General features: G+C 35.4%; 19 protein-coding genes and 1 tRNA gene. 5 read left to right on the top strand and 15 right to left on the bottom strand.

The window, feature by feature from the left end:
* On the top strand, positions 1-280 hold a 280-nt coding region (locus J7604_RS16055), incomplete at its 5' end, for a tyrosine-type recombinase/integrase (RefSeq protein WP_293897492.1).
* On the opposite strand, the gene J7604_RS16050 is transcribed toward J7604_RS16055, so the two are convergent.
* The 4 genes from J7604_RS16050 to J7604_RS16035 all read right to left on the bottom strand — a co-directional run bounded on the left by J7604_RS16050 (position 273) and on the right by J7604_RS16035 (position 3830).
* Positions 273-1148, bottom strand: coding sequence for a hypothetical protein (locus J7604_RS16050; RefSeq protein WP_293897490.1), 876 nt, complete (start codon positions 1146-1148; stop codon positions 273-275). The genes J7604_RS16055 and J7604_RS16050 overlap by 8 nt on opposite strands.
* Positions 1149-1174: 26 nt before the next feature.
* Positions 1175-1762, bottom strand: a complete 588-nt coding sequence (locus tag J7604_RS16045; RefSeq protein ID WP_293897488.1) for a tyrosine-type recombinase/integrase — start codon at positions 1760-1762, stop codon at positions 1175-1177.
* A gap of 176 nt (positions 1763-1938) precedes the next feature.
* A complete protein-coding gene (locus J7604_RS16040) occupies positions 1939-3594 on the bottom strand; it encodes an AAA family ATPase (RefSeq protein WP_293897486.1) in 1656 nt (551 codons plus the stop codon).
* 162 nt (positions 3595-3756) lie between these two features.
* Positions 3757-3830, bottom strand: a tRNA-Arg gene (locus J7604_RS16035).
* Between the two features lie 293 nt (positions 3831-4123).
* Here J7604_RS16035 and J7604_RS16030 point away from each other — a divergent pair.
* Positions 4124-4831: a porin family protein gene (locus tag J7604_RS16030; protein ID WP_293897484.1), complete on the top strand. Its 708-nt coding sequence runs from the start codon at positions 4124-4126 to the stop codon at positions 4829-4831.
* Positions 4832-4847: 16 nt separating this feature from the next.
* Here J7604_RS16030 and J7604_RS16025 read toward each other — a convergent pair whose 3' ends face one another.
* Genes J7604_RS16025 through rpoN form a run of 3 tightly spaced genes read right to left on the bottom strand, consistent with a single transcriptional unit; the run spans position 4848 to position 7777 of the window.
* Complete coding sequence (locus tag J7604_RS16025; protein ID WP_293897482.1) at positions 4848-5624, bottom strand: enoyl-CoA hydratase-related protein; 777 nt, start codon at positions 5622-5624, stop codon at positions 4848-4850.
* 6 nt (positions 5625-5630) lie between these two features.
* Positions 5631-6308, bottom strand: a complete 678-nt coding sequence (locus tag J7604_RS16020; protein ID WP_293897480.1) for a hypothetical protein — start codon at positions 6306-6308, stop codon at positions 5631-5633.
* A gap of 2 nt (positions 6309-6310) precedes the next feature.
* A complete protein-coding gene (gene rpoN / locus J7604_RS16015) occupies positions 6311-7777 on the bottom strand; it encodes an RNA polymerase factor sigma-54 (RefSeq protein ID WP_293897478.1) in 1467 nt (488 codons plus the stop codon).
* Positions 7778-7946: 169 nt separating this feature from the next.
* Between rpoN and asnS the strand changes: the two genes are divergently transcribed.
* Positions 7947-9335 carry an asparagine--tRNA ligase gene (gene asnS / locus J7604_RS16010; protein ID WP_293897476.1) on the top strand — a complete coding sequence of 463 codons (1389 nt, stop codon included), beginning with the start codon at positions 7947-7949 and terminating at the stop codon, positions 9333-9335.
* A gap of 18 nt (positions 9336-9353) precedes the next feature.
* Here the strand turns inward: asnS and J7604_RS16005 are convergent, their stop codons facing one another.
* Both J7604_RS16005 and J7604_RS16000 read right to left on the bottom strand, forming a co-directional pair.
* Entirely contained in the window at positions 9354-9527 is a 174-nt protein-coding gene (locus tag J7604_RS16005; protein ID WP_293897474.1) for a hypothetical protein, read from the bottom strand.
* Between the two features lie 36 nt (positions 9528-9563).
* Positions 9564-9749 carry a hypothetical protein gene (locus J7604_RS16000; protein ID WP_293897472.1) on the bottom strand — a complete coding sequence of 62 codons (186 nt, stop codon included), beginning with the start codon at positions 9747-9749 and terminating at the stop codon, positions 9564-9566.
* Positions 9750-10116: 367 nt separating this feature from the next.
* Between J7604_RS16000 and J7604_RS15995 the strand changes: the two genes are divergently transcribed.
* The gene (locus tag J7604_RS15995; protein WP_293897470.1) at positions 10117-10599 is read left to right on the top strand and encodes a DUF5004 domain-containing protein; all 483 of its coding nucleotides are present in this window, start codon (positions 10117-10119) and stop codon (positions 10597-10599) included.
* Positions 10600-10751: 152 nt separating this feature from the next.
* On the opposite strand, the gene J7604_RS15990 is transcribed toward J7604_RS15995, so the two are convergent.
* The 3 genes from J7604_RS15990 to J7604_RS15980 form a co-directional block, all read right to left on the bottom strand.
* On the bottom strand, positions 10752-11273 hold the full coding sequence (locus tag J7604_RS15990; RefSeq protein ID WP_293897468.1) for a hypothetical protein: 522 nt from the start codon (positions 11271-11273) through the stop codon (positions 10752-10754).
* Between the two features lie 105 nt (positions 11274-11378).
* Positions 11379-11738 (bottom strand): DUF1622 domain-containing protein, encoded by a 360-nt coding sequence (locus J7604_RS15985; RefSeq protein WP_293897466.1) that lies wholly within the window; start codon positions 11736-11738, stop codon positions 11379-11381.
* Positions 11739-12048: 310 nt separating this feature from the next.
* A complete protein-coding gene (locus J7604_RS15980) occupies positions 12049-12492 on the bottom strand; it encodes a rhodanese-like domain-containing protein (protein ID WP_293897464.1) in 444 nt (147 codons plus the stop codon).
* Between the two features lie 294 nt (positions 12493-12786).
* Between J7604_RS15980 and J7604_RS15975 the strand changes: the two genes are divergently transcribed.
* The gene (locus J7604_RS15975) at positions 12787-13026 is read left to right on the top strand and encodes a hypothetical protein (protein WP_293897462.1); all 240 of its coding nucleotides are present in this window, start codon (positions 12787-12789) and stop codon (positions 13024-13026) included.
* Here the strand turns inward: J7604_RS15975 and J7604_RS15970 are convergent.
* From J7604_RS15970 to J7604_RS15960, 3 genes are all read right to left on the bottom strand, one after another.
* Entirely contained in the window at positions 13021-14538 is a 1518-nt protein-coding gene (locus J7604_RS15970) for an NAD(P)H-hydrate dehydratase (RefSeq protein ID WP_293897460.1), read from the bottom strand. The two genes, J7604_RS15975 and J7604_RS15970, sit on opposite strands and share 6 nt — an antisense overlap.
* A 378-nt stretch (positions 14539-14916) precedes the next feature.
* Positions 14917-16137 carry an NADH-quinone oxidoreductase subunit D gene (locus tag J7604_RS15965; protein ID WP_293897458.1) on the bottom strand — a complete coding sequence of 407 codons (1221 nt, stop codon included), beginning with the start codon at positions 16135-16137 and terminating at the stop codon, positions 14917-14919.
* Between the two features lies 1 nt (position 16138).
* On the bottom strand, positions 16139-16633 hold the full coding sequence (locus J7604_RS15960) for an NADH-quinone oxidoreductase subunit C (RefSeq protein WP_293897456.1): 495 nt from the start codon (positions 16631-16633) through the stop codon (positions 16139-16141).
* Positions 16634-16831 lie beyond the last annotated feature (198 nt).

Raw genomic sequence — 16831 nt, 5'->3', positions numbered from 1 at the left:
TTCAAATCCTAATGTTTTGCACAAAGAAATTTCTACAAAGACAGCTCTAGTAAATAAGTATTTAAGAAAAATTCAAAATGAGTGTGAAATCACTGGCAAAAAACTATCAAGCCACGTTGCTCGTCATACTTTTGCCACTATCAGTGTGAAAAAAGAGATACCAATCAAAATAATTGCAGATTTAATGGGTCATTCTACAGTAAAAACGACCGAAGGTTATCTTCATACTGAAAGTAAAACCCATGATGATTATATGACGAAGCTCTCTAATTCTATTTAGAATTTAAAGTTTTGGGTTCTATTTCATACCAATTAGTGACTGCATTAAGTTCATCATCAATTGTGGCATATTTTTCAGTTTGTTCTCTTTTGCGAATAAATCCTAAAATCTTAAAAAAATTGACAAGGAACTTTTTGGTTTCAGCATTCAATACCACAGATGGATCTTTAAGAGCTAACTTGGTTTCATCAAGGTACCTTACTATCTCTCTTGAAACTTCTCTATGCCATCTTTGTGTGTTTTGGTATGGGTAGTCTGTAAAAGTAGATTCTTTCCAACGTTGTCCGCTTTCACTTTCAAGAAGCTCCCTAGTTAATTTTACAATCTTTTGAACAACTTTCTCACTGCTGATAGTAATTGTCTTTAATGGTACTGCTCCGTTATATTTAATTGGATTATCAACACTGAAACTTAGAGAAGTGATATTGGTTTTTCCGGTGGATAAGGCTCCAAATAAGTCATATAAATCTTTATAATCATTCTTGTTAGTTCTTGGTCTTTTAGCTCCTGAAGGAACTTTGGCATTTAATTCTTCAAGTGCATCGTGGGATTGTTGACATTTTTGACTCTCGTATGTAGCCCAATTATACCATTGTATGAATAAACAAAAATTGGCTATGTGCTTTTTGTCTTCAGAAGAAAGAACACCATTGTCTGAAACAAAATTATAATGCTTTAATAAAGAAACTATCTCGTCATATAATACTTGACTCAATTTAATGTTTGTATAATAATCCTCTATTTCAGAATTTTTATAGTAAACCATTATGTAATTTTTAAATACATCCAAATCCGGATAAACTTCAATCTCTTCTTTATGAGGTATTAATTCAACGTCCTTGGCTTTTATGACAAACTCATATTCCATATCAAATTACATTTAGTAGTCGAAACTTATAATTGCAAATATACATCATTAATCTCTTCTTGCCTAAGTCCTAAATACCTTCTGGTACATGCAATGCTCGTATGTCCTAACACCTCTTGAATTAGCATTAAACCGTATTCATTTTCACCTAACTTAAAATAAGCTCTTCTTGCAAAGGATTTGCGTAAACAATGACTTGAACCATTACCAGAAATTGGAACATTGTATAATTTAAAAATTCTATCTAAATTACGATTAAGGTACTGTATTGAAATTGGTTTTAGTCCTGTTCGATTGCTAAAAACATAATCTTCCATTTTAGAGTAAGCATCTTTCTTTTGAGCAACCAAGTGTATAATACTTCTTAGCTTCGAATTGATTATTATCGTCCTATCCTTTCCTGTTTTCTTTTCCTTCCAAAAGAACATCTCTTTATGGAGAAGATCCTTCCATTTAAGCCGAAGAATGTCACCAGCCCTCATTCCTACATGGGAGGCAATTGATATATACAAGCACATTCTTAGATTGCCTTCTTCCTTCAGGTCATCTATTAAATTAAGCAGTGTATCCCATTCTATATAAGAACAGGTTGTTTTAAGTCCTTTTTTACTCATATTGATTATAGGTTTTTCAGATAAACCTAACCAATCCCGGTTTCACTAAAAATTCCTGGACGAAAAAGTGAAACAAAAAAATATTTGATTTTATTACAGGTTCAACAATTTGTTACAGGTTAACAACTTAAGCAGTAAAAAAGAAGTAAGTTTCACTATTAGTAAAAAGTGAAACTTTAAACAACAACGTTATTTTTTAATATTGAAGGAATATTATCATGTAACATTTCTAGCTTTTCAACAATTTGGTTGACCCAAGCAGGAACCTGTTCTCTACAAGTAATATTTTGACGAGTCTGTTTATAAAGCTTTAATCCTTTTTGACCCGTTTCAAATCCAAGATTTTCATTTAGAGTATTTTCAAAACCAAGGTAGTTATTTTGTACTACTCCATCAGGATAATCCATACTAACATTAAATACTGATAATATAGACTTATTCTTTTTTATAGTTTCTGCTTCATGTGGTGTCCCTTGATGTTGTTTATCTCCATCAAAGATTACAAAACATGGTATTCCAAATTCTGAATATAATCTATAAAATCTATCAATATCATTTTTATCACCACAACGGACAATAGTAATCCCTTTAGCTATATAATCAAAGCCAACTTTTTCAAAAAGAAACGGTAATACAAGAGATTCACTTTGCCCTTCTACTAAAATGACCTTCTTAGCAAAAAATGCTTCGTTAGCTTTTTGTGTATCACCCGTTTCTTCATAAGCATTTTTATACTGTAGCATAATTTCTGCTTCCCTAGAAATAATGCCAGTTCGAATTTTAAGATCCTTAATAAAATTAACAGGATTAGCACATCTTATGTAAGTTCCATTAGTAGCATTTTTACGAACAAGAAAAATTTCGTTGAATCTACCTACATTGAGAAAATCAGGAGAATGAGTTGTAAAAAAAATCTGTACTCCTGTTTCTGCAAGTTCGCATAAAACCTTATAGAAATTACGTTGGGCTTGAGGATGTAAAAACAACTCTGGCTCATCTATGAATAATGGTGTACTATTTTTTAATTTAATCTGGGAATATGCTTTTAAAACTGCTATGGATATAGAAGCCTGAACCCCCATTCCTAAATTTGAAGCCTGAAAGGAAAGAGCCGTATCACTTTCTTTCACTATCAATTGTAGTGTTCTATAAAAATTCCAAGGATCATAAAGATTTAAATCTATTTTAAAATCCTCTTCAGGTTTATTTAATTGCTTTGCACTTTCCTTTTGTAAAATTTCAATAAACTTTTTCATCACTTGAGTACCATGTTGATCTTCAACTGAGAAAAGGATTTCATCTCTAATCCGTTCTATTTCCTTTTTAAAAACGTCTGTCTTTTTAATCTCCTCACCTGTGGATTCATCAACCTCTACTTGTGATTTAAACATTTGATTAATATCCAATAGAATTCTTCCCAACAATGTCCACCTATTAGAAGGTAAATGATCTAGTATAGATCTATCAACTCCTAAATATGCAGAACAGTACTTTTGTCTTTCTATATCGGTAATATAATCATTGGAGAGATTTAACCCAGACTTAGGCAAGTTTCTCTTATCAATCCATTTTTCGGCAAGTTGTAAGTATTTACCATCATCAAAATGTAGAGTTATCTTTATCTCATTAGATAATTCACCAAGGAAGTGATCTTGAGGAAGTGTTGAATTAAATGAAGGATAAACCGGGCCTAGGGACCAATTGATTGCATCAAAAATATTACTTTTCCCTACACTATTCTCACCAATAAACGCATTAACTTGAGGAGAGCATTTTATGTCAATATTCTTAATGCTTTTATAATTTTGTATAACCACCCTTTCAATTTTCATATATTATTTAGAATTAAAATATTAGAAGTAGTTGAAAAATATTATTTGAGTAAAAATTAACTATAGAATAATACAACTTTTACTTTAGAAATAAAAAATAGATCTTTTAAAGATACCCTACAAAATAAAAAAGCACTGTAAAAAATTACAGTGCTTTCAGGGTGCACTCGTAGGGAGTCGAACCCCAAACCTTCTGATCCGTAGTCAGATGCTCTATCCAATTGAGCTACGAGTGCAATATTTTTAAAAAGATGTACCTATGTTGTACCAATTATAAATAGATTCTTCTAACCTATTCTATTATAACGACTTGTTTCAAAAGGTTTTATAATCGTAGGGAGTCGAACCCCAAACCTTCTGATCCGTAGTCAGATGCTCTATCCAATTGAGCTACGAGTGCATTTCCCAATTAAGGAGTGCAAATTTATAAAATAAATCTGCTATTTTAAAATAGATTTCAAATTACTTCAAACAATTCCTGAAACAATTCCTTTTTTGCCTAAGTTTACGATAAGTAAAAACTCTTTTTATGAAAAAAATCTTTTTTTTCCTTTCTTTTCTTCTTTTTGCTCTTGCATCTGGTGCACAAACAACTACTGATTCTCTTTCCAAGCATGACGAATATAAAGGAAGACACCTTATAAGGGCTTTCAGGCTAGATCTTTATTTAAATCAACTGTCAGATCAACCGGGGGCATTAGACCTTAGAACCTGGGGATCAAGGGGAGGTGCATTTGGTCACTATTCTCATATAAAAATTTCCAAAAAATTCTATTTCACTTCCGGACTCTGTATTGCCTTTGATAATTATTCCTTTTCGGCAAAAAACACCAACCTATCTATATCTCAGGATTCTTTACTAATCTTTGTTGATCGGGATCCTGAAAAAACTTACAAAAAGTCAAAACTTAGTTTAACTTACCTTGATGCTCCACTTGAATTAAGATTTCAGTCTAAACGGTATTGGCCAAGAGCACTTAAACTGGCTATTGGTTTTAAAGCGGGTCTACTTTTAAAATCAATGACAAAAGTCAAATTCAAAGAAAATGATGAAACCATTAAGGAAAAGGAAATAAGAGATTTTAACTTAAACAGGGTTCGCTATGGGCTTACAGCCAGGATAGGAATTGGAGGATTAAGCTTATATGGTTATTACAGCTTAAATAAGCTCTTTAAGGATAACAAAGGACCAGAAGCAACTCCTTTTCTTGTTGGAATAACGATTTCTTCTTTTTAAGAATCTTAAAAGAATTCTATTGCCCTTTAAAATCAGGTTTTCTTTTCGCTAAAAACGCAGCAACACCTTCGTTAAAGTCATTTGTATGAGCTGCTTTCTCCTGAAAATTAGCTTCCTGATCCAGCATAGAAAGTAAGGAATTTTGGCTTGATTCCGTCACCAATTTTTTGATGAATCCAATGGCTTTAGTCGGAGCAGATACAAAATAAGCTACTAATTTGTCTACAGTTGCTTCCAATTCTTCTTCTTTGATTGCAGAGGTTACAAGTCCATATTGCTCTGCTTCGGTGGCAAGAATTGTTTTTCCCAGAGCAAATAGTTCAAATGCCTTGAGGCTGCCTGCCAACCTTGGTAAAAAATAAGAAATGCCCGTATCCGGAATCAGACCAATTTTCACAAAGGAAAACCCAAAGGTTGCATTTTCATTTGCGACAACCATATCTGCTGCTAATGCCAATGAACATCCTGCTCCCACCGCCGGTCCATTTACCAATGCAATTACAGGAATATTGAGCGTTCTTATCCATGTTACCATTGGATTAAACAAGTCTTTAACAACATCCGATACAGTGGCATCTTTAATATTTATTGACTTTAGATCTAAACCGCTGCAAAAGCCCTTTCCTGCTCCAGTCAATATTAGAACTTTTATCGTTTTGTCCTCACTAATCTCTTTTAAAGCCTGCTGAATTTCTCTGCAGAGGGTCTCGTTAAGTGCGTTAAATACTTCCGGTCTGTTCAGAGTTAATCTGGCAGCTCCACCTTTTTTTTCCAATAAAATATGCTGGTACATGGTTTGTTATCCGATTAAAAGATAATAAAATATACAAAAGTTAACGATGAATCCAGTTAAAACTCCAGTAACGACTTCCATTCCAGTATGGGCTTTAAGAAATAACCTGGAGCTCATGACAAAACCGGCTATCAGGATAAAAGTTAAAATAGGATAGAACAAATCATTATCGGTAAACCTCATAGATAGCATGACCAGTATAACAATAGATCCAGAAAGACCGGTAGCATGAGCGCTTACTTTGTAAAAGAGAGTAATCAGAGCCAAAACCAGAATGGTAACTCCAATTGCTGCAATCAGGTATATAATCAGGCCGCTCATGTGCAAATAGGTGTCAAAAAAATAGGCCAGACTACTATAAAATATTGCAGTAATCAGATAGGGAACAATTCTTTCCCTTCTATTTCCCATAAAAAAGGCTTTGAGGTTCATCGTCCTGTTTGTTAACTGCAGGAAAATGGTCATGAGGAAAATAGGCAAAATGCAGGTTGTAATAAATATAAGCAGCAAGAGGTAGTATTTACCTTGTTCGCTAAGCGTGCTGAAAGTAGCAGGAGCAAAAAAGATCAAACAAGCAAACACATATGTTGGCAATATTACTGGATGAAAAAGTACAGAGAGTATTGTCGCTGTACTTTTTAAGATATTGAATTTCCTTTTGGCTTGCTTGTATCTCGTTACCACTATTATAATTCCTTTCTTAATCTGGCAACAGGGATATTCAATTGTTCCCTGTATTTTGCTACTGTCCTTCTTGCAATTGGGTAGCCTCTTTCTTTCAGAAGTTTTTCAAGTTTTTCATCTGAGCAAGGCTTCCTCTTATCTTCTGCGTCAATAATTTCCTTTAGAATATGCTTCACTTCTCTACTGCTGACATCTTCACCAGATTCTGTGGAAATTCCTTCTGAAAAGAAATACTTTAATGGGTAAATTCCAAATTCTGTCTGAACAGATTTACTGTTTGCAACTCTGGATACAGTTGAAATATCCATGTTAATCTCAGTTGCAATATCTTTTAATATCATTGGCTTCAGTTTGGCTTCATCTCCTTCAAGGAAAAAGTCATACTGATATTTCACAATAGCTTCCATTGTTCGCATGAGCGTCAGCTGCCTTTGTCTTATAGCGTCGATAAACCATTTGGCTGCATCCAACTTTTGTTTGACAAAAGACACGGCTTCCTTAAGTTTTTTATCCTTTTTAGAGCTCTTGTCATAGGTATCAAACATCTCTGTATAAGATCGGCTGATTCTTAACTCAGGAGCGTTTCGCGAGTTCAAAGAAAGCTCAAGTTTTCCGTTATTATTTACCAAAATAAAATCTGGAATAATGTATTGAGTTTTCACATCATCAACCGCACCTCCTCCTGGCTTAGGATTCAATTTGGTAATCAGATGTATAGCCTGTTTCATTAAGTCATCATCGATATCCAGTCTTTTCTGGATTTTATCGTAATGCTTTTTGGTAAATTCTTCGAAGTTTTCTTCAACGATTTTAAGCGCAATTTCAACTGCAGGGTCATTTTCATCTTTTCTTTCAAGTTGAAGAACAAGACATTCCTGAAGCGATCGTGCTCCTATTCCTGCTGGATCAAATTGCTGAATGCGGAAAAGAATTTTCTCAATCTCTTCGGCATTTGTTTCAATATTCTGACCGAAGGCGAGGTCATCTACGATTTGTTCCAACTCTCTTCGAATATAGCCATCACTGTCTATACTCCCGATAAGTTGTTTTCCGATATTCGTCTGACGTTCATCCAGCTTCAAAAAGCCCAACTGACTGATAAGGGCATCGGCCAGGGTAGAACCGCTGGCAATGGGCATCTCTTTGTCTTCTTCCTCACTTGGACCATCTCCGACCATTTTATACCCACTGATATCATCATCACGAATATAGTCTTCCACGCTTAATTCGTCATCATTGTAATTATCGCCATCTCCTTCACCTTCCTCCTGATCATATTCATTGTTTTCAGACTGACTTTCTTCCGAAGAATATTCCTCTTTTCCTTCTTCCAGCGCCGGGTTAATTTCAAGCTCTTCTTCTATTCTGCTCTCCAGCTCGGCAGTAGGGATCTGCAGCAGTTTTATAAATTGAATCTGCTGAGGTGAAAGTTTTTGTTGTAAAGTCTGGTTTAATCCTAATTTTTGCATATAAAACCGACATTAAAAATTTGAAAATTCTGGGATGCCAAAAACCATGCCGACCCTGACAAAATTATTATATTTTGATAAAACTTTGCCTAAAAAGGTAAAATATCCTTTTTTTGCTAACAGATTATAAGATTTTATTGTTTCAATTAGTTTTAATTCTTTTTTGACTGTGAAAAGAACAAAAATAACACACCTCCTGAATTCTAAGGAAATCGGAAATTCATTCAATGTAAAAGGTTGGGTAAGGACGAAAAGAGAAAGTAAGAATGTCTCCTTTATTGCACTTAATGACGGTTCTACTATAAAAAATATACAAATCGTAGCAGATGTTTCAACTTTTAATGAAGAACTTATAAAAGACATCTCTACAGGAGCTTGTTTATCTGTTACTGGAAAGCTGGTAGAATCTCCAGCTCAAGGACAACCTGTGGAGTTACAAGCAATTGAAATCGATATATTAGGAAAAGCTGATCCTGAGTCATATAAATTGCAAAAGAAAAATATTACTGTTGAATATTTGAGAGAAATAGCTCACCTACGTCCTCGTACAAATACTTTTGGAGCAGTTCTGAGAATCAGACACCATATGGCATTTGCAGTAAATAAATTCTTTAATGACAAGGGATTTGTATATCTGCATACACCGATTATTACCGGTTCTGATGCTGAAGGTGCAGGCGCAATGTTCAGAGTAACAACACTTGACGCTAAAAACCCTCCTAAAAACCCTGACGGATCTATTAACTATAAGGAAGATTTCTTCGGAAAAGAAACTAACCTGACAGTATCAGGTCAGCTGGAAGGTGAATTGGGAGCAATGGCGCTTGGAGAAATTTACACTTTCGGACCAACTTTCAGAGCCGAAAACTCAAACACTGCAAGACACCTTGCTGAGTTCTGGATGATTGAGCCTGAAATGGCATTTTATGACATCCATGACAACATGAATCTTGCTGAAGAATTTCTTAAATACTTAGTGCAATATGCACTTGACAACTGCACTGACGATCTTGAATTCCTGAACAAAATGTATGATAAGGAACTGATCGACAGATTAAAATCGGTTGTAAGTACACCTTTTGAAAGAGTATCATATACAACTGCGGTTGAAATACTTCAAAAAAGCGGTCAGAAATTCGAATACAAAGTTGACTGGGGAACTGACCTTCAGTCAGAGCATGAGCGTTATCTTGTTGAAAAACACTTTAACAAACCGGTAATTCTGACAGACTATCCTGAAAAAATTAAAGCTTTCTACATGAAGCAAAATGAGGATGGAAAAACAGTAAGAGCAATGGATGTACTTTTCCCTGGTATCGGTGAAATCATCGGAGGATCTCAGAGAGAGGAAAACTATGAAAAACTACTTCGCAGGGTTAAAGAGGTAGGCATACATGAGCAGGATATCTGGTGGTACCTTGAAACCAGAAAATTCGGAACTGCACCTCACTCAGGTTTCGGACTTGGCTTTGAGAGGCTAATGTTATTCGTAACAGGAATGGGTAATATCAGAGATGTTATTCCTTTCCCAAGAACTCCACAGAGCGCAGAGTTTTAATAGAATAAAAATTTAATTTTAAATAAAGAGGATATCTTTTCCCTGATTGGAATAAGATATCCTCTTTTTGCTTTTAGGTTTTTTTGGTTTCTTCGGATAAGATGGGCAGGTAGCGCAGGACTTTTTAAATACAGTACAAGCTGGCACAATGACCATCTGTATTGAGAACATAAGCAATAATACCTTTTTCATAGAATTAAAAATTTTGAATAAAAATATGGAGTTGTTTTAAACAAAAAGATGAAATGCTTCAGGCATTGAGACAGAAGCTCTTTTTTTATTTTTAGCCTTAGGATATTTTTTTCCCTTCTTATCAAAATCCGGACAGGTATTGCAGCCCTTCTTTCCTGTAGCACAGGCAGATAATATTAGTACAAGTATTGTCAGGGATAATATCTGTAATTTTTTATTCATTGGAAACTTGGTTTTTGACGTTCATAAATAATGATTACCTCCTTTTTCCTGTTTTTCTTAGGTCTTTTTTTATCTGTAAAACAGGATTCTGAAGTATTATGGGCGCAACCCATCACTAATATCAGAAAAATGAGTGAAATTATATGAACCATACAGACAATTTAAAATTATTGACAATTTTAAAAACGGAGCCTTCCCTATATTTATTTTAGCAAAATAATTTCGCATAGCTCGAACATTAATACTAAATTTCGATTAAAAGTTACCGGAAATAGATATCAACCGCAGATGTTTTAATTTCCCTGTTTACTTTTTAGCCATTTGACATATTTATCGATAATTAATTTAACCATTCCATATTAAAATTATGAAATCAAAACTGACACTATTGGCTTTTTGTGGGCTATTGCTTTTCGTAGGTTGTAAAAAAGACAAGGACGATGATGCTACTCCTAATAACCCACCTCAAAATACCAATACAAAGGAACTCCTTGTTGGAAAAAACTGGAAACTGACAAAAGCAAATCTAACCACAGATACCACTAATATTTTAACCAATCCAATGTATTCAGCACTCGTTGGCTGTGTCACAGATGACATCCTTATCTTCAAGAACGATAATACATATACTCTGAGCGATGGAGGAACACCATGTTCTGCTGCCCTTCTTCCTCCATCAGGAACTTGGGAACTTTCTCAAGATCAAAAATCCATTGTTACAAATAAAGGCACAGAGGAAGAAAAAACATTAACGCTTGCTGAAGTGACTGCGACAAAGGTGAAAGCAAATACTGAGTTTGAATATATGGGCGCTGTACTTCCTGTAGAAGGAACATTCACTGCTCAATAAAAAATCGCACTTCAGTAATAAAAAGGCAGCTTTTAATTGGCTGCCTTTTTAATTTTAGTCCCTTTCAAAATATCTCAACAAAGTACTTCAGAAGAAGAATTGCACACTCCCATTTTTTCACTTTACACTTTTGCCTTTAGCTTTCAGCTCAATTAATCCAAATCTCTTTTCAAAACCAAAACCTGTCGGGTCACATTATTCTCTGTCTGAGTGAAAGTGATATTCAAATAATTTCCTGGAGGACTGTAATTCCCATCTTTCGCAGATGCAGCAGCTTGATAATAGGGGCCATATACTGCTAATCCAGAAGTTGAAGGAAGTACTGAAAACTTCATTGATTCATTTGAAAATTCATATACCTCCGCCTCAAACCTAGCGATTACATTCGTTCCGGAAATGTCTTTTATTGTAATCAAAAGCGCTCTGTTGTTGGTTGATCTTTCTTCAATACTTACAATTACAGAATCCTTGAGATCATATAGATTGGGATTTTCAGAATTATAGATTGTTCTTGCTGCCTTTATTTCACCTATAAAATTTTTTCTCTCGTCAACGTAGTTGCTATGAGATGAAGGAGTTGGGTCTTCAGTTTTTCCGCAAGAGGTGAATACACTGATAAAAATTATTCCTGTCAGGATTTTGACAAAAAAGAGTTTTAAAAAATTTAGTTTCATCGATAATGTATATATAAACCTAAAAACAATTTGCTAAAACAACACTAAAAATTCCAGGCAAATTGCCGTTCCCTTCTTAGCAAAAAAAGCACCAAACTTTCTCAATTATCCTCTTGGCTCGGCAGACCTGCTGACTTCATTATTCCTAAGTTCCCGGTCCAAAAAAAAGTTGAGAGCTGTTCTCAGCACAGCTATTGCTGCCAGTTGTCCGATTTCATTCCAAGTCGGTGCGACGGCTGTTTTCAGTATGTCTGCCCCTAATAGGAACTCTAGAGCCAATGCCAGAGAACGTCCCAAAGACAAACGAATATCTTCAATTGATATTTTTTTAGGCGCCAATTTTTTAAAATAGTTTCCTAAAAACATTACAATTGCCCTAACAGAAGCAATGCCAATAACCATTGCGGCTGCAATTTCTACCCCTCTTGCCAGTGCCGTCGTTATTGACTTTACTATTTCTTCCATAATAAAAGGAACAAGTGGATAAAGTAATTGTTTGCTTGGGCTAAAAAGAAAGAAGGCTGAATATTACTTCAGCCCCCCAGGTAAAAATAAAAGTTTAAAAAATAAAAAACCCTAAGGGAATATTTAGGACAATCAGTTTAAAAAATATACTCCCTTTTGGTACAACTTTTAATACTTATATCAAATAGACTTGGCATTTTGAAAATGTTCCCTAAAAAAATTAAATCTTCGATGAAAAAACCAAAAGTATCGACAAACAAAAAAAGGGCTTTATTAAAGCCCTCTTTTGAAATCTATTACCATTAGATTATTAATTCATTGGATAACCTTTATTTACCCAATCTTCACTCAAACTGCTTTTAATATTAAGAATTTTAAAATTTTCGAAGCCCGCATTTTTGAGGTATTCGTATGGTTGTTTCACATTCGGGCAATTTTGCATTGCGCAACACCCACAGTAAATAACAATAAATTGATTTTTATTTAGCTTGCTTACTTTGGCCTGCAGCTGATTCATACCGGAAGTACTGTTTCCAATACCCACATTCACAGAACCTTTGATATGCTGCATAGGTCCCATATTGAAAATTACTGGCTGCTTTGCTGTAGAACTGTTTAGAATCCTTGCCAATTCTGATGGTTCGATCAGATATTCCTCAGTAAATGGATTGTCACTTTTATTTAATGTAAATGAAAGAATGCCAACAGAAATCAGCATTATGAAAATCACAGTGAGTCTGGAAGTTAGTTTCATATATTCTTAATTGAGCTTCTAAAGGTAAAATTAAATCTTATTCGTAAGGACTGCAAGATATTATAAAACGAATAAAACTCCTTTAAATTTTAATTCCCATTAATCGTTAAAAAATTCACCCTGTTAATCAATCTATTGGAGTTTGTAAGGCAGTAATTGATTATAATTATTAACAGGAATTTTCAACGGCTAATGGTTATTTGGTGTAACAAACATCAGGCCAAAAGAGATAAGAAGGGATGCTTTCCAACAATATTCATTTTTTTGAGGTTTTATTTTTAAAGAGCATAAAAAATGAAGAAAATCGCCATTAGCGCCCTGGTATTGATAGCATTTGCCTGCAATAAAAATCTGGATCCAGCTCAGGTACCTGATCCTGTTATCAATGCATTCTACAGCGACTTCCCCACTGATGTGAAAGTTAAATGGGAAGAAAAGAAAAACAATCAATATGAAGCTAACTTTGAATACAGAGGACAACTCAGAGAAGTTCTTTATGACTCTTCAGGTGTTGTAGTGAAAGTCGATTCATAGCAGCGAAGTACGAAAGTACTTATCACATTTCAGGTAAAAATCTTTTATCCCATCAATTATATCTTCTGCAATGATTGATACGGTTCCGTATTTAGAAGCTGCATTATCTCCGGCATACCCATGTATGTAAACTCCAAGTTTTGCTGCAAGTAATGGATTGTAACCTTGTGCCAGAAGAGATACAATAATTCCTGTTAATACATCCCCGCTTCCTGCAGTTGCCATTCCCGGATTCCCGGTGCTATTAAAGCTGACAGTTCCATTGGGTGAAGCAACCATGCTATGAGCACCTTTTAATACGACTATGCAATTGTACTTTTCTGAAAACTTTCTGAGGCCCTCTAATCTTGAATAATCATCAGGAAAATCTCCTGCAAGCCTTTTGAATTCGCCAGGATGCGGCGTAAGAATAGTATTGGCTGGTAGCAAATTCAAAAGGTCCTTATTTTTACTTAATACATTTAATGCGCCGGCATCAAGGACAAGTTTCAAATTTTTATCCTCAAACAGTAGCCTCAATACATTTGTAGATTCCTCTCCCTCATACCAGCCCGGCCCTGCGGCCACAGCATTAAAACCTGATAGATCTGGAAGCTTAGAGATGAAATTTTCTTCAGGATCAGCGCTTAGGATAGCTTCGGGTAAAGCTGACTGCAATATCTGAACACCGCATCTTGGAGTATAGAATTTTACTAAGCCTGCTCCAGCTCTGTAACAAGCTTTTCCACTTAAAACTGCAGCTCCCATCATTCCAAAGCTGCCCGCCATAATCAAAGCCTTTCCATAATCACCCTTATGGCTGAATTTCTTCCTTGGTTTTATAAAAGGAAAAATTTCTTCTTCCTCCGCATAAGAAAAAAAAGAACTTTGATTTTCTATAAAAGTCTTATCAAGTCCGATATCTTTCGCAATCCATGAGCCTGTAAATTCTTCATTCTGAGGAATCAAAAATGAAAGTTTCGGTAACTGAAATGTAAAGGTATAATCAACCTTAACTTTAACAGGATCTTCATTATTTGAATCGCAGAAAAGTCCAGAAGCTATATCTATAGCAACTCTGATCGTAGTTGAATCATTAATAGATTTTATAACATCTGCATATAATCCACCTACAGGCCTTGATAAACCGGAGCCAAAGATTGCATCGATAACAACTGCCGCTTTAGGTAAAACAGGAATACGTTCCTTTGAACTGATCTTAGTAATTGTTACCAGCTTTTCAAGTCTTCTAAAATTAATGTCAAAGTCTGCGCTATATCTGTCGGAAGGAAAAACAAAAACCTTAACAGAATATTGAACAAGGGTCAATAACCGGGCAACAGCAAGTCCATCACCACCATTATTTCCCGGTCCACAGAAAATATAAACTTCTCTGTCAGGATTAAAGCGTTCTATAAACCAATTAACAAAGGTTGCAGAAGCCCTTTCCATCAGGTCAATTGATGAAATTGGCTCATTTTGAATTGTAAAAGCATCAAGTGCTCGAATCTGATTGGCAGAAAGAATTTTCATAAGGAAAAATGGACCTCATCCTAAACCTTCTCCTAAAGGACATGGCCGTCAACTTAAGCAAGTTTAGAATTACATAATTCTTAATTAAAGAAAATTAGCAACAGTTTGAGCAACAGCAAGACTATTTCTGGAATTTTTTGTTGCTGTTGCTCAAACTGTTGCTCTCTTTTCCATTATTACTTCTCTTTTATATAGCAGAGAAAACTATTTTTTACTTGTCTCATCACTAAGTTGACGGCGATGTCCTAAAGGAGAAGATTTAGTGCGGTGCTATATTTTAAGTTTCTGGTTCAAATCAAATGCAGCCTCGCTCCACTTCACCAATAAATGCAAAAGTGCTTTCAGCTTTGCGCCTTAAGCTCCCAACTTAAAACTTACTTACCTGTCTACTTCACCCATTACCACATCTATAGACCCAATAATAGCAATTAAGTCTGCAAGCATAGTATTTCTTGATAATTCATTAATGACAGAAAGGTTTACAAAACATGGGGAGCGACCTTTGCACCTGTAGGGGATATCAGTATTTCCTGTTGATCTGAAATAAAAGCCTAACTCTCCCTTGGGAGTTTCTCCTCTTACATAAAAATCCATTGCCTTAGGTCTGATCTTCTTGGGAACCATCGCCTGTGGGTCAAATTCTCTAGTTCTCTTGTGAGTTCCGGTAAGCTGTACCAGGCACTGTTCAATAATTTTAATGGACTCGTAGCACTCCAGAACTCTGACATAATTTCTATCCCAGCAATCTCCTATAGTTCCCATATCACCTTTTCCAACAGGGATATCAAAGTCCAGTTCCGGATAGACAGAATATCCATCTACTCTTCTGAGGTCATATTTTAAACCTGATCCTCTCAGCATTGGACCGGAACAACCGTAGTTGATTGCCAGATCCAAAGGAAGCACTCCTATGTTAGCTGTACGCTGGATAAAAATTTTATTATTAATTACCAGCGCTTCCAATTCTTTCATTTTGGGCTTAAGGTATTTAATAAAGTCTGCACAACGCTCTTCAAACCCAACAGGAAGATCATAAAACAAACCGCCTACCCAGATATAGTTGTACAGCATTCTCGCTCCGCACACCCACTCAAGCAAACGTTGAATGTGCTCCCTGTCTCGCATTAACCATAAGAATGGCGTAAAGGCTCCTATATCAATTCCATAAGTTCCGATTGCTACAAAATGTGAAGCAAGTCTGTTCAGCTCAGCAACAAGCACTCGGATATATTCGATTCTTTTAGGCAAAGTATTTTCGATACCCAGCATCTTCTCCAATCCCATTACATAAACATGTTCTGAGTTCATTGAAGCCAGGTAATCCATTCGGTCAACGAATGGAATAATCTGATTGTAAGGAAGGTTTTCCGCATGTTTTTCAAAACATCTGTGCAAATAACCCATATGAGGAATAACCTCTTTTACAAATTCTCCATCTGTAATCACCTCAAGTCTCAATACCCCATGTGTTGACGGGTGCTGAGGACCAAGGTTGATAATCATCTCCTCGCTTTTAAGATCTTCAGGTTTTGTGCGGGTGGGCTCAGACTTCTGGAGATTATCTTTATGGTAAACGTATTGAATCCTGTCGGTTGGCATCTTAATAAGCTACTTTTATACCATGATAATATTCCTGTTCCTTATAATCTTTTCTCAAAGGATAGCCTTCCCAGTCTGCAGGAAGAAGAATTCTCCTAAGGTCAGGGTGTCCTTCAAATACAATTCCAAAAAGATCAAAAGCTTCACGTTCGTGCCAGTTAGCTGTTTTATATATTTCGCAAAGAGTTGGAATCAGAGGAAGATTGTTTTCATCCCCTCTTGAGGTTTCCACTTTGAGAGTAAAATAGTGGTTGTATGGTATTGAATAGAAATTATAAACTACTTCAATTGTTCCAGTCTTCAGATCATCTATTGCTGTGATGCATGATAAGTAATCAAAATAAGTTTTTTCATTACTCCATAGAAACCTTGCTATCAGAGGAAGTTTCTCCTTCACAATAGTAAGTATAGGCTGAAGACCTGATAAATTCTCAGCAACGACTGTTTCCGCACCAAATTCCTGTATGATCAGTTCTTTAATTTCCTGAAAGGTCATAATTAATGATTTAAATTCACCTCATCCTAAATCCTTCTCCTAAGGACTTTGATATTAAACTTAAAGAAAAATTATGCAGTACCTAAGATTTTGTCATCCCGAGGAACGAGGGATCTGAGGATTCCTTTACCCCCCAGATCCTTCGCAAGGCTCAGGATGACAAAGGGGACTACACGATTTTCTTTATAGTTTTTAATT

The sequence above is a fragment of the Sporocytophaga sp. genome, assembly GCF_017745095.1.
Lineage (GTDB): Bacteria > Bacteroidota > Bacteroidia > Cytophagales > Cytophagaceae > Sporocytophaga.
This window is presented reverse-complemented; position numbering and strand designations above follow the sequence as displayed.

Coding starts and splice junctions, on each gene's coding strand:
- J7604_RS15965 (WP_293897458.1), bottom strand. CDS start 16,137: ATGCCAACCGACAGGATTCAATACGTTTACCATAAAGATAATCTCCAG.
- J7604_RS16005 (WP_293897474.1), bottom strand. CDS start 9,527: ATGAAAAAGGTATTATTGCTTATGTTCTCAATACAGATGGTCATTGTG.
- J7604_RS16030 (WP_293897484.1), top strand. CDS start 4,124: ATGAAAAAAATCTTTTTTTTCCTTTCTTTTCTTCTTTTTGCTCTTGCA.
- rpoN (WP_293897478.1), bottom strand. CDS start 7,777: ATGCAAAAATTAGGATTAAACCAGACTTTACAACAAAAACTTTCACCT.
- J7604_RS15985 (WP_293897466.1), bottom strand. CDS start 11,738: ATGGAAGAAATAGTAAAGTCAATAACGACGGCACTGGCAAGAGGGGTA.
- J7604_RS15995 (WP_293897470.1), top strand. CDS start 10,117: ATGAAATCAAAACTGACACTATTGGCTTTTTGTGGGCTATTGCTTTTC.
- J7604_RS16045 (WP_293897488.1), bottom strand. CDS start 1,762: ATGAGTAAAAAAGGACTTAAAACAACCTGTTCTTATATAGAATGGGAT.
- J7604_RS15970 (WP_293897460.1), bottom strand. CDS start 14,538: ATGAAAATTCTTTCTGCCAATCAGATTCGAGCACTTGATGCTTTTACA.
- J7604_RS16040 (WP_293897486.1), bottom strand. CDS start 3,594: ATGAAAATTGAAAGGGTGGTTATACAAAATTATAAAAGCATTAAGAAT.
- J7604_RS15975 (WP_293897462.1), top strand. CDS start 12,787: ATGAAGAAAATCGCCATTAGCGCCCTGGTATTGATAGCATTTGCCTGC.
- J7604_RS16025 (WP_293897482.1), bottom strand. CDS start 5,624: ATGTACCAGCATATTTTATTGGAAAAAAAAGGTGGAGCTGCCAGATTA.
- J7604_RS15960 (WP_293897456.1), bottom strand. CDS start 16,633: ATGACCTTTCAGGAAATTAAAGAACTGATCATACAGGAATTTGGTGCG.
- J7604_RS15990 (WP_293897468.1), bottom strand. CDS start 11,273: ATGAAACTAAATTTTTTAAAACTCTTTTTTGTCAAAATCCTGACAGGA.
- J7604_RS16050 (WP_293897490.1), bottom strand. CDS start 1,148: ATGGAATATGAGTTTGTCATAAAAGCCAAGGACGTTGAATTAATACCT.
- J7604_RS16000 (WP_293897472.1), bottom strand. CDS start 9,749: ATGAATAAAAAATTACAGATATTATCCCTGACAATACTTGTACTAATA.
- J7604_RS15980 (WP_293897464.1), bottom strand. CDS start 12,492: ATGAAACTAACTTCCAGACTCACTGTGATTTTCATAATGCTGATTTCT.